The 17,214-nt window shown below is 56.1% G+C and carries 12 protein-coding genes; 9 read left to right on the top strand and 3 right to left on the bottom strand.

Going from position 1 to position 17,214, the window contains the following annotated elements; all coding sequences use genetic code 11:
- Window positions 1-122 (bottom strand): transposase (locus ACXAH0_RS24455; RefSeq protein WP_475195796.1); only part of this gene is annotated, 122 nt, incomplete at its 3' end.
- Between ACXAH0_RS24455 and ACXAH0_RS24450 the strand changes: the two genes are divergently transcribed.
- The 9 genes from ACXAH0_RS24450 (at window position 121) to ACXAH0_RS24410 (ending at window position 15,752) form a co-directional block, all read left to right on the top strand.
- Window positions 121-405 carry a hypothetical protein gene (locus tag ACXAH0_RS24450; protein ID WP_475195793.1) on the top strand — a complete coding sequence of 95 codons (285 nt, stop codon included), beginning with the start codon at window positions 121-123 and terminating at the stop codon, window positions 403-405. The genes ACXAH0_RS24455 and ACXAH0_RS24450 overlap by 2 nt on opposite strands.
- A gap of 461 nt (window positions 406-866) precedes the next feature.
- Window positions 867-2,747: a ParB/RepB/Spo0J family partition protein gene (locus tag ACXAH0_RS24445; protein ID WP_475195791.1), complete on the top strand. Its 1,881-nt coding sequence runs from the start codon at window positions 867-869 to the stop codon at window positions 2,745-2,747.
- A gap of 282 nt (window positions 2,748-3,029) precedes the next feature.
- Window positions 3,030-3,683 (top strand): SOS response-associated peptidase, encoded by a 654-nt coding sequence (locus ACXAH0_RS24440; protein WP_475195789.1) that lies wholly within the window; start codon window positions 3,030-3,032, stop codon window positions 3,681-3,683.
- 385 nt (window positions 3,684-4,068) lie between these two features.
- Window positions 4,069-4,362 (top strand): hypothetical protein, encoded by a 294-nt coding sequence (locus ACXAH0_RS24435; protein ID WP_475195786.1) that lies wholly within the window; start codon window positions 4,069-4,071, stop codon window positions 4,360-4,362.
- Between the two features lie 22 nt (window positions 4,363-4,384).
- On the top strand, window positions 4,385-4,738 hold the full coding sequence (locus tag ACXAH0_RS24430; RefSeq protein WP_475195784.1) for a hypothetical protein: 354 nt from the start codon (window positions 4,385-4,387) through the stop codon (window positions 4,736-4,738).
- A 562-nt stretch (window positions 4,739-5,300) separates the two neighbouring features.
- Complete coding sequence (locus tag ACXAH0_RS24425; protein WP_475195782.1) at window positions 5,301-6,167, top strand: DUF932 domain-containing protein; 867 nt, start codon at window positions 5,301-5,303, stop codon at window positions 6,165-6,167.
- 822 nt (window positions 6,168-6,989) lie between these two features.
- Window positions 6,990-14,114 (top strand): LamG-like jellyroll fold domain-containing protein, encoded by a 7,125-nt coding sequence (locus ACXAH0_RS24420; RefSeq protein ID WP_475195779.1) that lies wholly within the window; start codon window positions 6,990-6,992, stop codon window positions 14,112-14,114.
- Between the two features lie 25 nt (window positions 14,115-14,139).
- Window positions 14,140-14,691, top strand: a complete 552-nt coding sequence (locus tag ACXAH0_RS24415; RefSeq protein WP_475195777.1) for a hypothetical protein — start codon at window positions 14,140-14,142, stop codon at window positions 14,689-14,691.
- A gap of 20 nt (window positions 14,692-14,711) precedes the next feature.
- Window positions 14,712-15,752 (top strand): hypothetical protein, encoded by a 1,041-nt coding sequence (locus ACXAH0_RS24410; protein ID WP_475195775.1) that lies wholly within the window; start codon window positions 14,712-14,714, stop codon window positions 15,750-15,752.
- A gap of 318 nt (window positions 15,753-16,070) precedes the next feature.
- Here ACXAH0_RS24410 and ACXAH0_RS24405 read toward each other — a convergent pair whose 3' ends face one another.
- Together ACXAH0_RS24405 and ACXAH0_RS24400 are read right to left on the bottom strand one after the other, a co-directional pair.
- Window positions 16,071-16,373: a hypothetical protein gene (locus tag ACXAH0_RS24405; RefSeq protein WP_475195773.1), complete on the bottom strand. Its 303-nt coding sequence runs from the start codon at window positions 16,371-16,373 to the stop codon at window positions 16,071-16,073.
- Entirely contained in the window at window positions 16,366-17,211 is an 846-nt protein-coding gene (locus ACXAH0_RS24400; protein WP_475195771.1) for a nucleotidyltransferase domain-containing protein, read from the bottom strand. Before ACXAH0_RS24400 ends, ACXAH0_RS24405 begins: the two co-directional genes overlap by 8 nt.
- Window positions 17,212-17,214: the final 3 nt, after the last annotated feature.

Genomic DNA, 17,214 nt, shown 5'->3' with positions numbered 1-17,214 from the left:
CAACGGTTCAAGGTCGAGAAACCAACACCAAGATCTCTGGCGATCTGCTTACGCGACAAGCCGCTGGTCAGCGCAATCCGGACTGCTTCTGCGCGAAACTCCGCGCCGTGACGTGATGCCATGAACATTCTCCTTTGTGGCAAAATACCAAGTCAAAGGAGCGGTACAAATCCGGGACAGGTCCAGATCGGGAGCTGCCAAGGTTACACCTTTAGAAATATCAAAGAAGACGCTCAAAAAACGTCTGAGAAAATTGCAGACCTGACCTACGATTCCGACCCAAATACTAGGTTGTTCATTCCTGATTTCGCCGCCGCAAGCAAAGACAATTTGGATAAATACCAATTAGAAACAGACGAATTGTACGCAGAACTCAAAGCGATTTTGGACGGGAAAGCGAACTAGAGCCAAGCGCCGCTCTTATCTGTTCTGGTCGCGTCCTACCGGACCACGCTCTCTTCCGGCCGCTGTGCGGCCTCCACCGAGCCAAACACGATTTCTGCCGGGACCATCTAGCGCCGGCAGAAGTCTCAAAGAGCCTTCCGCCAGCAAGATAGTCCATCGGCCGAAACCGCCTTTGTCTCGGCCCATTCGGGGTACGATCGTTCGCGCTGGATCTGCTTTGCAGATATCTGCCTGGCTGCGCCAGACATGGATTTGCTAGCGGGGCTCCGCCCCCGGCCGGTCAAGGATAAACCGCTGCGCGGCCGGAAAAGCGGTCTCCCCATGCTCCGCGGCTCTAGCCTTGTGCGCACGGGGACACCCCTCCGCCTCTCCGGTCCCTGACCGCCCTCCCCCGTTTCCGACGACGCGGAAAATGAAACGAGCCGCAACGGTCAAGTTTCATGGAAACAGGAGCATACCAAATGACCAAGACCGACACAAACCGCCTTGAAATCTCTTTCTCGAAGCTGGCGCTTGATCCGAAGAACGTCCGCAAGACCTACACGCAGGCAGGCATCCTTGAGCTTGCTGAAAGCATCGCCTCTGTTGGCGTCCTGCAGAACCTTGTCGTGCGCCCAGGTGAGAAAAAGGGCACCTACCTTGTGACCGCTGGCGGGCGTCGGTTCCGGGCAATTGAGCACCTGATTTCCAACAAGAGAATGCCCACATCCGTCAAGGTGACGTGCGTTCTCAGCGACGAGGCCGACGCAACCGAAATCAGCCTTGCCGAGAATATCATGCGCGAAGGCATGTCCCCTGCCGATGAATACCGGGCTTTCAAACAGATGGCCGACGATGGCAAGACCGTCAGCGAAATCGCAAGCCGTTTTGGCGAAACCGAACTTGTCGTGACGAAGCGCCTCAAGCTGGCCCGCGTCTCCCCTCGCCTGTTCGAGATTTTCGAAAAGGGAGAAATGGAACTTGCCCAATTGCAGGCATTTACCGTCTGTGATGATCATGAAAAACAGGAACGGGTTTGGGATAACCTTTCGCCGTATTATCGCAGCAGCCGCGAAATTCGTCAGGCGTTGACCAATGGCAAAATTCCTGCGTCCGACAAACGCATCAAATTCCTTGGCGGCCTCGATGCTGTCCGCGAGGCGGGCGGCACGGTGATCTGTGACCTCTTTGATACAGATGGCGGATATGCCGAAGACGGTGCGTTGATTGATAAACTCGTGGCCGAAAAGATCGACGCACTCACCCTTGAGGTTGCTGGCGAAGGCTGGAAGTGGTGCCGCTACCAGCCGGAAATCGACTACACGGACATGCAGAAATACGGTCGTGTCTATCCCATGGCCCGCGATCTGTCCGACGAGGAACAGAAGCACCTTGAAACACTGGAAAACGCGGTTGAGACGACTGGCGATGTTTACGACCAGTCCGGAGACGAAGACGACCGGCTCGCCTTCGAAGCAGCGGAAAACGCTCTTGAGGACTTCCGCGCCGCGTGGAAACCGGAGTTCAGCGACGAGCAGAAGGCAAAGGCCGGGGCAATCCTGTCGCTTGGCTATCATGGCGATCTGCGCATTGAACGCGGCTTGATCGATCCGAAGGACGTGAAGGTGGCTGCACAAGCCTGCTCTGATACAGCGTCAGACGAAAAGGCCGGTTCCGATCACTCGAAAGCACTGGTCGCCGAGTTGACCGCTCGCAAGACCGCAGCGCTCCGTCTTGAGCTTGCCCGGAACCCGAACCTGGCCCTTGTTGTTAGCGTTCACTCCATGGCGATCAAGACGCTGTACGAGCACCGTGCGGCATGGACCCATGGGGCGGTTGAAGTGTCGCTCGACAGCGCATGCCTTGAAACACACATCAAAGACGCGGGCCAGTGCGCCGACCTCGATGCCATTGAACGCGTCCGTGAAAGCTGGAAATCGGTTCTGCCCGTCAATCCGGCTGACCTTTGGGATTGGTGCATGGGTGTGTCGCAGGAGGAATTGCTTCGGCTGCAAGCTTTCCTTGTCGCCCAGACAATCAACGCTGTCAGCCATGGCGACGGCTTCAACGGCGCGGGCGTGGATCACGGCAACCGGATCGGCGCGGCCCTAGACCTCGACATGGCCGATCACTTCCAGCCGACCGCCGAATCCTACTTCGCCCGCGTCAAGCTCGATGTCATCCATGACAGTCTCGTGCAGTCCTGCGGCGAGGAAGCTGCCGCGCCCGTTCTCAAAATGAAGAAAAAGGAAGCCGCAGCCTATGCTGCTGAAAAAGTCGCCGGAACGCGTTGGGTGCCGAACATCATGACTTGCAAAGACGAAGCTCCTGCGTCCGAGGAAGTCATTCAAGAGGCAGCGTAACGCTGTCCAATGAAGGGCTGCCCTGCGAAAGCTCCCGCAGGGCGGCCTTTCCCCTTCGGGGAAACCCCGCCATCGAATACGGAGCCCCTTGCCTCCCGATCAAACGATAGCCGGTTGCGGACCCCTCTAAAGGAACCGGCTGAAGTTTGATAAGGGGCTTCACTCTGGCCCGGTCAAGTACATACCCCACTTGACCGGGCCAGCTCGTCACGGGAGCGGACCAGCCCTGACGGGCCGGGCTGATCCCTTGTTATTTTTTGTCGTCTGTTGAAATGTGGTTTGATGTGCAATCTCTACTCCCACACTTCGGCGCGGCAAGCCGTCCTGGATTTCACCCGAGCGATGAAAGTTGCCGACACGATCGGCAACCTGGCACCGCAGCCGGGCATCTATCCGGACTATTCCGCTCCCATCGTCCGTAATATCGGTGCCGACCGGGAATTGACCTTGGCACGTTGGGGAATGCCATCACCGGCATTTGCACTGAAAGGCAAGTCGGCCGACAAGGGCGTGACGAACGTTCGCAACACTAAAAGCCCGCACTGGCGCCGCTGGCTCAGCATCGACCACCGTTGTGTTGTCCCGTTCAATTCCTTTTCCGAGTTTGATTCAAAGGCGCGTGAGCCGGTCTGGTTCGCCTTCAACGAAGACCGCCCTCTTGCTGTCTTTGCCGGTATCTGGACGAACTGGACCAGCGTTCGAAAGGTGAAGGAAGGCGAAGTGACCGCCGACCTGTTCGCGTTTTTGACGTGCGAGCCAAACAAGGAAGTCGGAGCGATGCACCCGAAGGCCATGCCGGTTATTTTGACGGAACAGCAAGAAATTGAAACTTGGCTGTCCGCGCCATGGGACGAAGCGAAAGAGCTTCAGCGTCCTCTTGCGGATGACACGCTCGATATTGTTGCGCGCGGCGGGCGTCAGGACGGCAAGGACTGACACGCGGGCCAGCCCTGACGGGCCGGGCTGATCCTCGGCAGGGGCGTTGCCCCTACGGTGCGCGGCCCAGATCCTCCAAAGCAACATGATCGCGCCGGCACACCGGCCCGACCCCGTTCCTTTTCCAGACCTGACCCGCTCCCCTACCCCTAGAACAATGACCGGCCAGAGCCGGACTTTTGCTTGCTGAAAGGGGCTCCGCCCCCGCCAGGTCAAGGATGAACCGCTGCGCGGCCATGGCAGGGGAGGGGTATCCCCACGCTCCGCGGCTTCGCCTTGTGCGCGCGGGTGATCCCCCTCCCCTGCCATGGTCCTTGACCCGGCTCCCCCGTTTCCGACGACGCGGAAAATGAAAGGCGATACGCCGCGAACGAGGAGCACAAAAATGAACCGCACCGACTGGAAGAAACTCTATCGGAAAATCAGAGCAAGCGAGGAGCCGGAGGCCGTCAACGCCAACGGACGGAAATACTATGTCGGAAGAATGGGCGTGAAGCCGGTTACTGGCCGGGCCGTCCTTTTCTCCCTGTTCGGTTCTTGCCGGATGCTTGAGGGGCGTTCGTCCCGCCTTGGACTTCTGCGGAGCGCGCGTAAGTACCGGCTGGAACTGCAAGAGGCTGTTCGGCTCGAAATTTCGATTTTCGGACAAGCCAGTCAACCCGGCTTCGCCTGCCGCTAATCCATCGACAGGAGGTTTCGACATGTTGAAAACGAAGACGATCCCGAGCGTCGATGCAAACGCCGCAGACTATTGGCTGTCAGTGCGCCGGAAAGCGAAATTCAACAATGCCTTGCGGCTTGCAGCCGAGCGCTTCGATAGCATCCGCGTGGGACGGATCTATGAGGCGTGGGTGGGTGAGGTGTCCAGTATGGTGCGCTCGGTCGCCATCCAGTGCCAAATCCTCGCCGCAGACGACTATCGGGACTTTCGGGAGTTGGCCGCTGCACGCTTTGGAATGCCCGAGCTTTGCAGCAATGAAGAAGTGATGCAGACAGAGGCGTTCGATGCGATCCAAGAGGCGCACGAGTCCTTGTATGGTGGGATGAGAAGTTAACTGCTCGTTAACCTATTGACCGCCAGATGTGCTATCGCTGAGCCAATCAGTTTTGAGGGCGAAAGCAGCAGCGCCGAGCCAGCGGCGCGACCGGGTGGGATAGGCCAGCCCGGCCGAGGCAACGGCCTTGCCCTCAAACCGGAGGAAGTACCGATGTGGTTCATACCCATTAGTATTTCCCTAGACGTGAAAAAGACCCGGAAGCACTGGCGAGTAACTCTCCGGGTCCTATTCATAACCTAGGAAAGGAGGCGGCGGGGAAACCTGCCGTCTCTCTCCGGATCCAAATGTAGCACTTTCCGCCGAAAAATCAATATGAAGGCTGGCCGCTGGACCGGACCAGCCCTGACGGGCCGGGCTGATCCTGGGGAGGAGCTTCGCCCCCCGGCAGATCAAGGATAAACCGCTGCGCGGCCTCCTGCGGGGTGTCCCCACGCTCCGCGGCTCTCGCCTTGTGCGCGCAGGTGATCCCCCTCCCCGCATACGGTCCTTGATCCGCCGCCCCCGTTTCCGACGACGCGGAAAATGAAACCGACCAAGTTCAGGAAACAGGAGCAAACCAATGAACTCAGTATATGCCAGCACCGCACGCTTTGATTCCGCCCGCGCTCTCAGCGAAGACGAAATGCGCCGGAGCGCTCCGTCTATCTTCGCAGTCTCAGCCCATGAGAGCCGTTCCGAACGGTTCCAGCCGATCCCTACCATCGAAGTTCTGCGTGCGCTGACAGACGAAGGATTCATGCCGGTTGGTGTGAAGCAAGGCCGTACCCGCGATGCCAGCAAGAAGGACTTCACCAAGCACTTGATCCGGCTTCGCCGTCTCGACCAAGATGCAAAGTTTAGCGTTGGTGATACGGTTTGCGAAATCCTGCTCAAAAACGCAAATGACGGCACGTCCGCCTTCGATATCATGGCCGGGTTGTTCCGCATCCGGTGCCTTAATTCCCTTGTCGCGCAGACGTCCACCCTCGAAAGTGTGAAGGTTCGCCACAGCGGAGACGTACGGCACAAGGTGATTGACGGCACGTTCCGCGTGATGGAGGAAGCTGAAAAGACTCTCGCAGCGCCCGCCGATTGGAGCGGTCTGATCCTTGACCGCGACGAAAAGCAGGTGTCTGCGGAGGCAGCGCACATTGCCCGCTTCGGAGACAGCGAAGGGGAAACCACGACGCGCATTCAGCCGAGCCAGCTTTTGAACGCCCGCCGCACGGGCGACCGGGGAAACGACCTCTGGACCACTTTTAACGTCGTTCAGGAAAACGCCATCCGGGGCGGATTGGAGGCACGTTTCCGCGATGAAGATGGACGCCTTCGCCGCTCCAGCTCCCGAGCGGTCAAAGGCATCGATCAGGACGTAAAACTGAACAAGGCCCTTTGGACGCTTTCTGAAAAAATGGCGGAACTGAAAGGCTTGAAAGTCGCAGCCTAACGCGCAAAGCACTAGCAGCAGGGAGCCAATCTGTTTTGAGGGCGGAAGCAGCAGCGCCGGGCCAGCGGCGCGACCGGGTAGGATAGGCCCGCCCGGCCGAGGCAACGGCCTTGCCCTCAAACCGGAGGTGATGCGATGTGGTTCATGCCCATTAGCGTTACCCTTACAATGAAAAAGACCCGAAGCACCTGGTCAGTGACTCTTCGGGTCCAATTCATACTGTAGGGAAGGGGGCGGCGGGGAAACCTGCCGTCCCACTCCGGCTCTAAAAGTAGCACTTTCCTCCGAAAAATCAATATTGAAGGCTGGTCGGCTCCTGGACCGGACCAGCCCTGACGGGCCGGGCTGATCCTGGGGAGGGGCTTCGCCCCTACGGCGCGCGGCCCAGGTCCTCCAAAGCAACAGGATCGCGCCGGCGCACCGGCCCGATCGCGTTTCTTCTGCGAACCTGATCCACGCGCCTACCCCGTGAAAAATCGTCCGGCAGAGAAGCCGGGCTTTTCTCCTGACAGAAGGGGCTCCGCCCCCCGGCAGATCAAGGATAAACCGCTGCGCGGCCTTCTGCGGGGTGTCCCCGCGCGCACAAGGCGTGAGCCGCGGAGCGTGGGGAAGCCGCTTTCCCGGCCGCGCCAGCGGTTCATCCTTGACCTGAGCGGGGGCGGAGCCCCTTGGAATGGCCAGCCCTTTGGAGAAGCACTTCGACCCAGATGCAGGCCACAAGTCCGCTAAAGCGGATGCAATTTTGGTTGTGTCTAATGATAGACAAAACCAGTGCGTGTGATATCGTGAGGAAATTAAACCATTGCGAGTGAGTCCGGTTTCATGCACCAATTTGACCAGCTGGTTTCCATTAATTTCCAAGGCACTGTAATCGTATTCGGAAGGGTGGCCGGGAGTAACAGCCCGGACATCTATTTCAACGTGCTCGGTCAGGACACGAGCGTGGACGAACCGGAACTCGAATGGACCGGTTTCAGCAAACTGCAATTCCCGGATCAGGTCCGGCAGGCCGGCATGAGCCTCATAACGGTTGCGGGCGACCTGAAGACGATGCGCCCCTCCCGCGATCCTTTCCGCGTCATCACGGACCAAAGCTTTGTGGTTGTCGTGCAGCAGTCGGAATTAGGCACGCTTTACGTCAACCGTTTCCGCTTGCTGAAATCGCAATCCGGTTCTGATCAGAAGACGACAACCTACAGTCTCAACCCTGCCTGGGAAGTCCGCTTTACCCGTTCCGGCAAGGAAGACATGCCAGCTGACAATTCCGACAGCCAGGGATTTGTCGATGCCCAGGGCCAGCCTTTTCTGGAGCCTGCTTTGGAACTGTCGATGGTGGACGGCGTCAGCGATGGCAATTTCGAGGTTTTTTTCCTTCCAGTCAGCGGACGGGAATTGATGGCCTGGCAGTTTATGACACTGAAGCCGGACGGCACCAGCTTGGCCATGTTCAATTTTCCGCCCAGCGAAAACGGCCTTCTGGACTATGCCGGAAAGACCATCACGCAGCTGAATGAAATCGAACCTGATTCAGTTTTCACGTTGCGCGCAGATGCTGCCGGGGCCGACTTACCGGTTCAATCACCGCCGCGAGCCGCCATCTATACCAAACATGAAAATGTCGTTCAGCCTGATGGCACGAGCATCGGTGTAAAACGCGCAGTGCGGGCCATGGTGACGATCGTGGTCCAGAACGCAGATAAGATCGAGACTACTACAATCGATAGTGCGGTCGGGCCAGCCGGGACGGTTGCCAGCTTTTCCGGAGCGGTCGTGGCTGAAGCAATTTCGCCGGCCGAATTCGATCTCTATTTTGCAACGGCCTCCTATCTCGATCTGGTCGCGGCAAGCACCCCCAACCCGCTCGCAATCAAGGGCGCGTATGAGATTTCGTTCATGGTCTCGCTGAAGCAGCTGTCCGACGGTCTGCAGGTCATCGGCGGCGATCCAGCAGCAGACTCCAAGACCGCTGCGCCTTATGTGCGTATCGTCGACGGCGGCAAGCTGGAGATCGGTTTCGGAGATGGCAGTGCCGCCGTCAGCTGCCGGACAATGCAGCAAATCCTGTTTCCCGGAAACTGGGCCGCAGTTGATGTCATCTACGGAGGGGCCGGCGACAATCCCTTTGCGGTCAAGCTGAACGGAAATGTTGTCCCGTTGACTAGCGTCAAGGTAACCGCGGAACCATCCGGCACACCCATCAGCCTGATAGGTGCTCCAACCGGCGGTTTTGAAGGTGCCCTGAACCAGGTCAAAGTATCGGTCGGCGGGACCGATGTCCTCGATCTTCCGTGTGACACGGTGGACTACAGCAGCCAGCCCGCAATCACGCCCAACACCGCTGCATCCGGCGTTACCGTGCAGGTTTTCGGACCGAAAGCGGAGCCCTCCTCGGCGCCGGTGACCGCCAATACCAATGGCAAATTCTATGTCAGCAGCGATGGCCTCAGCTACTATGTGGGCCTCGCCGATTTCATCGTACCGCAGTCGGCAACCTGTCTCATCAACGGGTCAGATGGGCTACTGCATCTTTACTACCGCGGGACGGAAACCGATCTGTCAGTAGCGCAATTCTCCAAATTGTCGGCACGCGCGACTTTTTCCACACACTGGCACACCGACTGGAGCACCGGCAGTGGCGGCAGCGCAACTATTGGTTCGGTACTTTCCGCGATCACCCCGGAAGCCGTCAACATGTTCTATCAGCATCGGGCTGAGGACTGGGTACATGTCAACGCGACGGTCATGGCCTCCCCCACCAATGCGCAAAGCGGCATATTGAGCTTTGTTGCACACCGGGTCGGCACTTCACTCAACCCAACCGAAATTACCGTACGGCCATCGGCCGTTTCGACGCTGCTGTGCGACGTTACCATCAGCACAACCAACGGAATAGGTACCGAAACATGGACAGGTCTACCGCGTAATATCGACCAGTTCGTCAGAACCTGGAACGGAGCGGCTTCGGGCAGTCCGGACGACAAGGGCATTCTGGATGGCTCGGAGCCATTTTTCGACTACACCGGCAAGCTTCCACTTGTCTTGGCACCTACAGCCGCCAATGACAGCTATTTCCTGTTTACCTCAGTGCCGGAACTGACGCTCGGCCTCAATACGGTAACTGTAACCCAGGCGGAAAAACCTGACGAAATAGATCTGTCGCTTAAGTCCGCTCAGCCGGCAAACTGGTCTGACGGAAACATCGCGCATGATTGGCCTGCAGTGCCTGCGTCGGCTCAGGGCCTGACAGATGTTCTGACCGGACGCTCGACGGCCTATGACTACAGTAGCGTTACAACTCCGGGAACCAGAGCCTATGCCTCCGAGGTGACGTTGAATCGTTCTGATGAAGCTCAGGCGTATGTGATCTACTTTGTCCGCGACGCACTCAACGACTTTTCGCTGGTCATCGAGCCGGGCCCCTCAAGCTCCTACTGCACAGTCACGATTGCGGGCACTAAGCTAGAGGAAGTCCCGCGCGATCAGATTCAATTCGCAAAGGTGATTAACGGAGAGGACGGGCAATTCGTCTATCCGCAAGGGTATCTCGACACGATTGCGAATAACCTCTTTGCACTCACAAACGGGTTAAGCGGCGCGGTCATGAACACAAAGACCGCAGAAACGGCGAACGCACTCGCGTATGCAGGATTGTTGCGGGTGATCTATCAGGGGCCGAATTACGACACTGCCTCGATCCAACCCATCGTCGAAACTGCCGCGCAGCCGTTCCAAAGTGCTAGCTTTACCGTTGACAGCGATACGACGCAGATACGCGGGTCGAGGCTTTTCGGCTGCATGATTGCGGACCCGCCTACCAATGGCGGCGTTGGGCGGCTTTCGGATACGGCCAGCTATGCCGGTGGCAAAGCACCTATCATGGTTCTCGGCGTCAATGGCGGCTGGATGCGCGTGACATCAAATTTCAGCCTGAAAACCAACCTCAACAATTCTGGTACTGTCTCCTTCGACGTCGACAAAACCTTTATGCCTGCCGAAAGCCTGGCGTTGGGCAAGGATTTGACCATCGAGGGGTGGCTCAAACCCGATGCGTCGAATGCAGGACAGCTCACGCGCACGCTCACCTATAACGTGACCGGTAATCTCAGCGATCCCACTCTTCCGATCCAATACATGATCGGCAGCCAGCAAGGACCGGCGCTTCACACCGCAGCCGCGACCTACTTTCAAAAGTCATTGAATTTTCAGCCGCCTGAGCTGACGGTTCAGGCTTATGTGAAACTGGACGACGACAACAGCAGTGGCACGGTTCTGTCGGTCTTTACGGTGACCGGCGGGGTTGAATATCTGACATTGTCTGTCAACCAAATGGGATTTGCCGAAGCCAATCTGCGCACTGGCAAAGCCGTCGTCACTTCGGAACAGGCATTGTCTGCCTCTAGCTGGACCTGCCTAACGATCACCGTTGCGAAGAGCGGCGACAACAAAATCACACTAAAGCTCTTCCTGGATGGCAATGATCCGGTCAGCGCCGAAACCGACAACAGTTTTACTGAAAAGCTCGGCACACTGATGGCCGGATCCGACATTAACAAGACTGTGCCCGCGAAGCTCAATGGCATTGCTTTCTGGCAACGAGCCTTGAGTGACAAGGAAGCGACCGGCTCCTATCTTTATGGTTTCCCCGACAACGACGCCCAACTCGGGATACGCTGGAACCTGGCGGAGGGCACAGGCACCACTGTAATGAATTCCGCTGACACCGGCCCGGAATTCAATGCCACGATCATCAACCCCGCGAGTACGCCGTGGGATGAAAAGGGCGCCTTCGACGTGCCCTACGCCGGACGCAACGACTTTATCTTGTTGTCTAACCGGATCATCAAAGACTGGACGCACGTGGCACTGTCGTCCCAGCAGGGATGGGGCGTCAATCTGAGCAATGCGGCATACGGATCCGTCTCGGACGGTGACGCCTTCAACCCAGGCTCCGATATGGCACTTGAAGTCTGGATCGTGCCGCAAACCGCGAACGCGAAACAGGTCATCTTTGAAAAACCGGGCAGCTATTCTCTCTCTCTCGACACGCTTGGGCAGATCAACCTTCAAGTACAAATGGAAAAGCAAAGCGGCGATTACCAGCAGCCGCCGACGCCCTATAGTCATTCAATCGCCGGCAGCCTTGAGCTCGGCAAGACCAATCATATGGTAGTCAATTTCACGACCGGATCGATTTCCGACACCACCGGGTCGAGTTCCATGGTCAACACCAAATACTTTGTCCGTTCTTCACTTTATGTGAATGGGCAGCTCGTCAAGGAGGCGAATGTCGAGGATCTGACACAGCCAGTGTCTGTGGTCAGCGAAACCAGTTCGTTCTACCTGGGCATTTCCGGAAATGAGACCTTCAACTACAATGGTCTGCTCTCTCATGCGCGCATATGGAGCCGGACACTCAATGCGGCCGAGATAGAGAGAGTTTACCTGTTCCATGGCTACCCCGCGAACATGGACGGGCTTGTGGCCGGGTGGGACTTTGCCGACCAGGAAGGCAAAATTGCCAGGGATGAGACCAAGAACAACGACTTGGTTTTGACCTCCAACCAGCTTTGGACGGTCTGGCAGGATGTGGCGCAGGCCAAAATCTATGTCGACGGCGGCGCTTCCTTGCCACAGCGCAAGCTGTCCACGGATGTTGGAGATTATGGCAGTACGCAGTTCACCTTTGGCGCGACAATGGATGGCAGCAGCGTCAAATTGCCGTTCAAGGGACAACTCGACGATATCCGGCTCTTCGATGTTCGGCTTACCGGCCAGCAGATCGCTGAAGCCAAAAACACGCCTTACGTCGGCAGCGAAGAAGGACTGGTCGGCTATTGGAAAATCGAAGCCGGTTCTGGGACCGTTATCTATGATGCCACCGGCCGAGGCAATAATGGCCGCGTCTCACCCACCTCGGCGGTTCCTGGCTGGACGGCGGATGCCGCACCGATACAGAACGAGGCCGACACGGTAGTCAATGCACTTGGCGGGGTTCCCGCCTATGCGGTCGCACAGATAACGGGCGCGCCGAGTGTTATTGAATACGGCAGCACGCAAAAAGATGCCTACGACAGGATCTTCTCGGTCATGCTCCGGGGGTATTTCTACCAGACCATCGCCGACAATACGGTGCTGCAGCTCGGCTACAAGGTCGGCGATCTCGATACGATCTTCGTCGGACAGGTGCAAACCAAACCATCAATCATTGGATATATCGAGGGCGGACCGCCCTTGCCGAGCGAGAACCAGACGCTTGCCTATTGGTCGGGTGACATGGGGGGGCCGGCAATTCGTTATGCCGGTATTTCAACCGTCACCTATGTCGAAAGTGAATCAAAGACGTGGACCTTCAGCGCCAGCAGTTCGGCCAAGTTCATTTCCGATTTCAACATCAAGGGCGGGTTCTATCAGCAAAGTGAGACCTCAACCTCGGTGGGGATTGGTGCCGAAGCCGAAACAAAACTTCTGAAAAACACCTTCAAGCTCGGCGCTAAATTCTCGCTTTCGGGCGGCATAGGCTCCAGCGACGATGTCACCCAGTCGCATACCTATACGCAGACGCTGAGCTCCTCATTGGCGCCAGCCGGAGACTGGGAGCCTGCAGACAATATTCTGAACCCAACGGTCGGGCGACGCTACATCCAAAATAACATCGGAGTGGCAATCGTCAAATCCGCGGTTGCGGATCTCTATATGCAAGCGTTGAAAGGCACGCAAACTCCGGTCGGCTACACGCTGGTACCGAACGACACGATCCCGGTCGATACAAACATCATCGATTTCCCCATCAACCCAAAATACGTGAAAAACGGCACCCTGGACGGCAAGGTCGGACTGGTCAACGATCCAGACTACCCGGGGGCCAACAATGAACGCGGCAGCTACTTCAAGCCGGTCGAAGCCTACAATATGAAGCGCAAGATCGAAAAGCAGGAAGAACAGCTCAAAGCGTATCTCGACCAGTTCGATACCGCCCGTTTTAGTCTCCTGGGCTCGCTCGGTTCGGTCAAGAACAAGCTTAAGGAAAACCCGGCTTATGATTTTTCCGCAAAGGTCAATTTGCGTTCGTTGGTGAACACCTATGTCTGGACGGCCGCCGGCGGTCTAAGACGCGAAGAACAAAGCGTCGCAAATTCCTATACCGAGAAACACACAGGCGCGAGTGATCTGAAATTCGCACTTGGCGGCGAAATCAAGGCCGACATCGGCACTCCATTCGGCGGCTACTATATCGAGACCGATGCGATGTTTGGCGGTTCGTTCACGATGAGCGCAAGCAAAGCCGAGGCGTCATCAAACGGCTTTTCACTTGCCTGCAGCATTGCCCCGACGGACTTCTTGCCGGCACCGAAAATGCGCACCGATGAAAGTGGCGAGCTGGTGTTTTTAGGCTATGAGACGAGCCCCGCGCCGGGCAAGGTCGACGGTTACCGGTACATGGCCTTCATGCTGGCACCTTCAGACGAGAACTTTACAGCACTCAACCAGGTCGTCGACCAAAACTGGCTCAACAACTCCACAAGCGCGGCAGCCAGTGCCATGCGTGAAGCATTGACGGACCCGACCCAGCCTTGGCGGATACTTTATCGCACGACCTATGTCAGCCGGATCCCGGCGCCATTCCAGCCGGTGCGCGACGACACAGCCGCGCCGAATATCGTACCGCCGGCCAACTTGCCGTCGAATTACTGGCTTGTCGGGATAATGGGCAAGCTCCTGACAAGACCTAATCCCACTCCGGTCGAAATCGGCGAAGCGATCGACCAGGTGCTGGGCAGCGGTGCCACCCCGGGCCTGCTGAAGGACATTATTCCCTGGTGGACCGATTTCTTTGCCGCGGCGCAGATTTATGGCTCAACGGAGTTCATTGAGCTCGCGGAGCTACGGATCGATCTGCTGGACTACATGATTTCGAAATACGAAGCCGAGACCTACGCCCTCGGCTAATGCAGAACTTTTCAACGGGAGAAGATTGAAGATGAGTGATGTTGTAACAACTTTGACCCTAACCGGGTTTTATTCGGGACTATCCTCAACTTTACAGACGTCTGTCGGAACAATATCGGGCGGCACGACGCTGACGGGCTCAACCGGCTTTGAAATCAATGAAGAAACCGAAAACGACCTGACGTTCAACGTTGTGTCCTTGGCTGGCAACGTCGAAGTGGACGACCCGGCAACAATTACCATCGGTGCGTTTTATACACAGGACAGCCTGCTTGCGGAGCTGGATCTGGATCTACGCTGGGCAGGTATGCCCGAAGGCAGCGAATTGGCTATTTCTTCAAGTACGGGAAAGCTCAACGTCAGCCGCCGGAACGTATCCGGGGCCGATAATTTCGGGGTCTCGGACAGGAATGCAATGGCTGGCGATACGGTGCTCACAACCGAACTCTGGATCAAAAACCCCCAGGACCTGACCGCCGACAGCATCATCACCATAACGCTGTCGTCCATCAAGGGCAGCGGCGGCGGCCCGGTTCAGAAGACCACGTTGGAAAAACTGCGGCTGGACCTGGGCTGAAAGATCTGGAGGAGATTATCATGGCTGATGAAACATGGCCGGGCATTGTCGTGCGGGCAAACACGGGCGAAACGGGTACAGTACCTCGCTCCTCGTCCTCTAACTCGCCTGACATTCTGATTGCACCTAATTCTGAGCCCTATACCGACCCGTCCTTTCTGACGGATCCGGCTAATTACGATACCTATTACCCTAACGCGCTAAACATCGGGCGGCCGAACTATCTCTACGTTCGCGGCAAGAATTTTACCGAAGGGGAGCTTTCGGGGAACTGGACTCTCTATTTTGCTGAACCGAATATCCTGCTTTATCCCTATCTCTGGGAAGAAAACATCCTCGCTACGTCCACAAATAATCAGCGGCCGCCCTTTACTATCGGAGCAGGAGCTATCGGCGCGTCGACCGATCCATTCCGATGGATCCCGCCAGATGTCTCGGATCACTATTGCATGATCGCGATTGCCGAAACGCCCGGTCATGGCAACCCAGTGGCAGGCGTCAGCAATATCGAGAGCCTGGCAAGCGTTCTTTCCAACAACGCTAATATAGCGCAGCGCAACGTGCAGATGATACGGGGCAACAAACCCGAACAGATCATGAATGCCCGCTATAATCAGGGGGATTCCGGCGCGACGCTGGACCTTTCGGTACGCTTCTTCAACATACCCAAAGGAACTCACTACAAGGTCAGTTCCGGCACCCCCCTGAACGGTCAGGCACTAGTCAAGTCGAATGAATCGGATCCGCAAGGCACCACGGACTTCGACTTCAAGACCGGCTGGGTCAATCTGGAAATTCCAGCACAATGGAATTCGCTCTGTACCGTTGAACTGTTCTTCGGCAATGGCGGTTGGCCGGACCAAGGTACACCCAAGGTCGAGATCCGAGGGGAGCTGCCAGTGGAAGAAGGTCACGCGCTCTACGAGGTTGCGGAGTTCGCCGATCCTCATCCCGATACCGGCGAGCTAAGGATTGCCTCAGGCGGAGGACCGGTCAAGATCGTCGTTGTCGGTTCCGTGTCCGGAGATTTCTTCGAAACAAACGCGGCTTTGTTTAGCTGAATTCAAGCCGCTAACGGGGCCGTTTTCCGCGAAGGAACCCAATCAGATGAAACCCGCCCCTTTTAGCTCAGTGGCGGGTTTCTTTCGGGCCACACTTGGAGCGGCGTTACCAATCTGCCCATCGTCCGGCGGTGCTGAGAACCCCGACAGTCCGAACGAACATACGTCCAAGCACTTGCTTAAGTCCCGGCGGGGTCAGTCAAATAATAATGTGTTGGAAATCATAAAAATTGCAGCACATAGCAATTTTTACAAGATATCTTATTCTATACTAAATAATTTTAACACAAACTATCTACTATTCAAAAATAACTACCTTCAGTGGAGCTGAATATTTTCTTCGTTATCTTTTATCACTTCTATAAAATCTGCGTCCAGGAAATGCTGGACGATCTGCTCGAAGACGTCTCTAGAACCTTCGTCTGCCTGAAATCCACTAATTTCCAGAAATCGAAGGTAGAGTTGCTCGTAATCCTTGAGGTTATCGATTTCAAACCAGAACGCCTCGAGCCTTTCGTCAATCTCGATCTTATTACGTCCATTATGGATCATGGCAATGGTACCCTTGGGATCGGGCAACTTTCGAAAAACTGCCGGAATTTTGCGATAGATCTTAGGCATAGACATTTCTCAGCAGCTTGTCGGACCAGTAAAGAATATTCCGGCAATAAGCTTTCAAGCTCACAAGATCCTCCAGATCCACCAAAATCCGTTTCAGCCGGTGCTCTACATAAAAATCATGCAGTTCCTTCGCTTCGGAGGTTCCCAGACATACAAGGCTTCGCAAGCGCCACTTGGGTAAGGGGTTTGTCATACCTTGACTGAAACGAAAGGCATCGACTGTCAGATCAATGATGTCGAACAGCCGGAGTATCGCGTCATTGACCTGTTTTTTGTTCAGGAAACCTTCCAAGTCCAGCGCAGCACCATCGATCTTATGAAAGCACCGCTTGACCATGTACCTGCGGAACAGATCCCGGGAAACGCAGCCATACAGTTCGCGGTAAGCGGCGTTATTGAAAATCGGCCGGCTCGTAACAAGACGATGAATCATCAATTCCTGCCGCTCGTCGATCCGCTCGGCAACAAAATCTACAGGAATATCAAGCTCACCAATTTCCTTTACCGGATTTAATATTGTCGAAATATCAATATACTCAAGATCAATTCTCCTCTTTGGAGTGAAGATCATCTTTATGACCATAATATCCTTTTTCACAGTGAAAGGGATATTCTCCAAGGATTGATCGGTAGCGATAATGACGTCGAGATCTGAGCTTTCGTTCCCAAACCCCTCAACAAGGGATCCGGTTAGATAGACGGCGGTATCTTGATGAAACCGCTTTGGGATTTCATCGAGAATTTGGGATAGCTCCACGCCGAATCCGCCAACATATTCCTCCAGATCGTTAGATGGATTTTCATGGGCGTTCGTACTGGAAGCAGCTTCATGGAGCACAGG

The sequence above is a fragment of the Roseibium sp. AWQ4_290 genome, from assembly GCF_056160985.1.
Note: the sequence above shows the minus strand (reverse complement) of the source record. Positions and strands in the feature narration are given on the sequence as shown.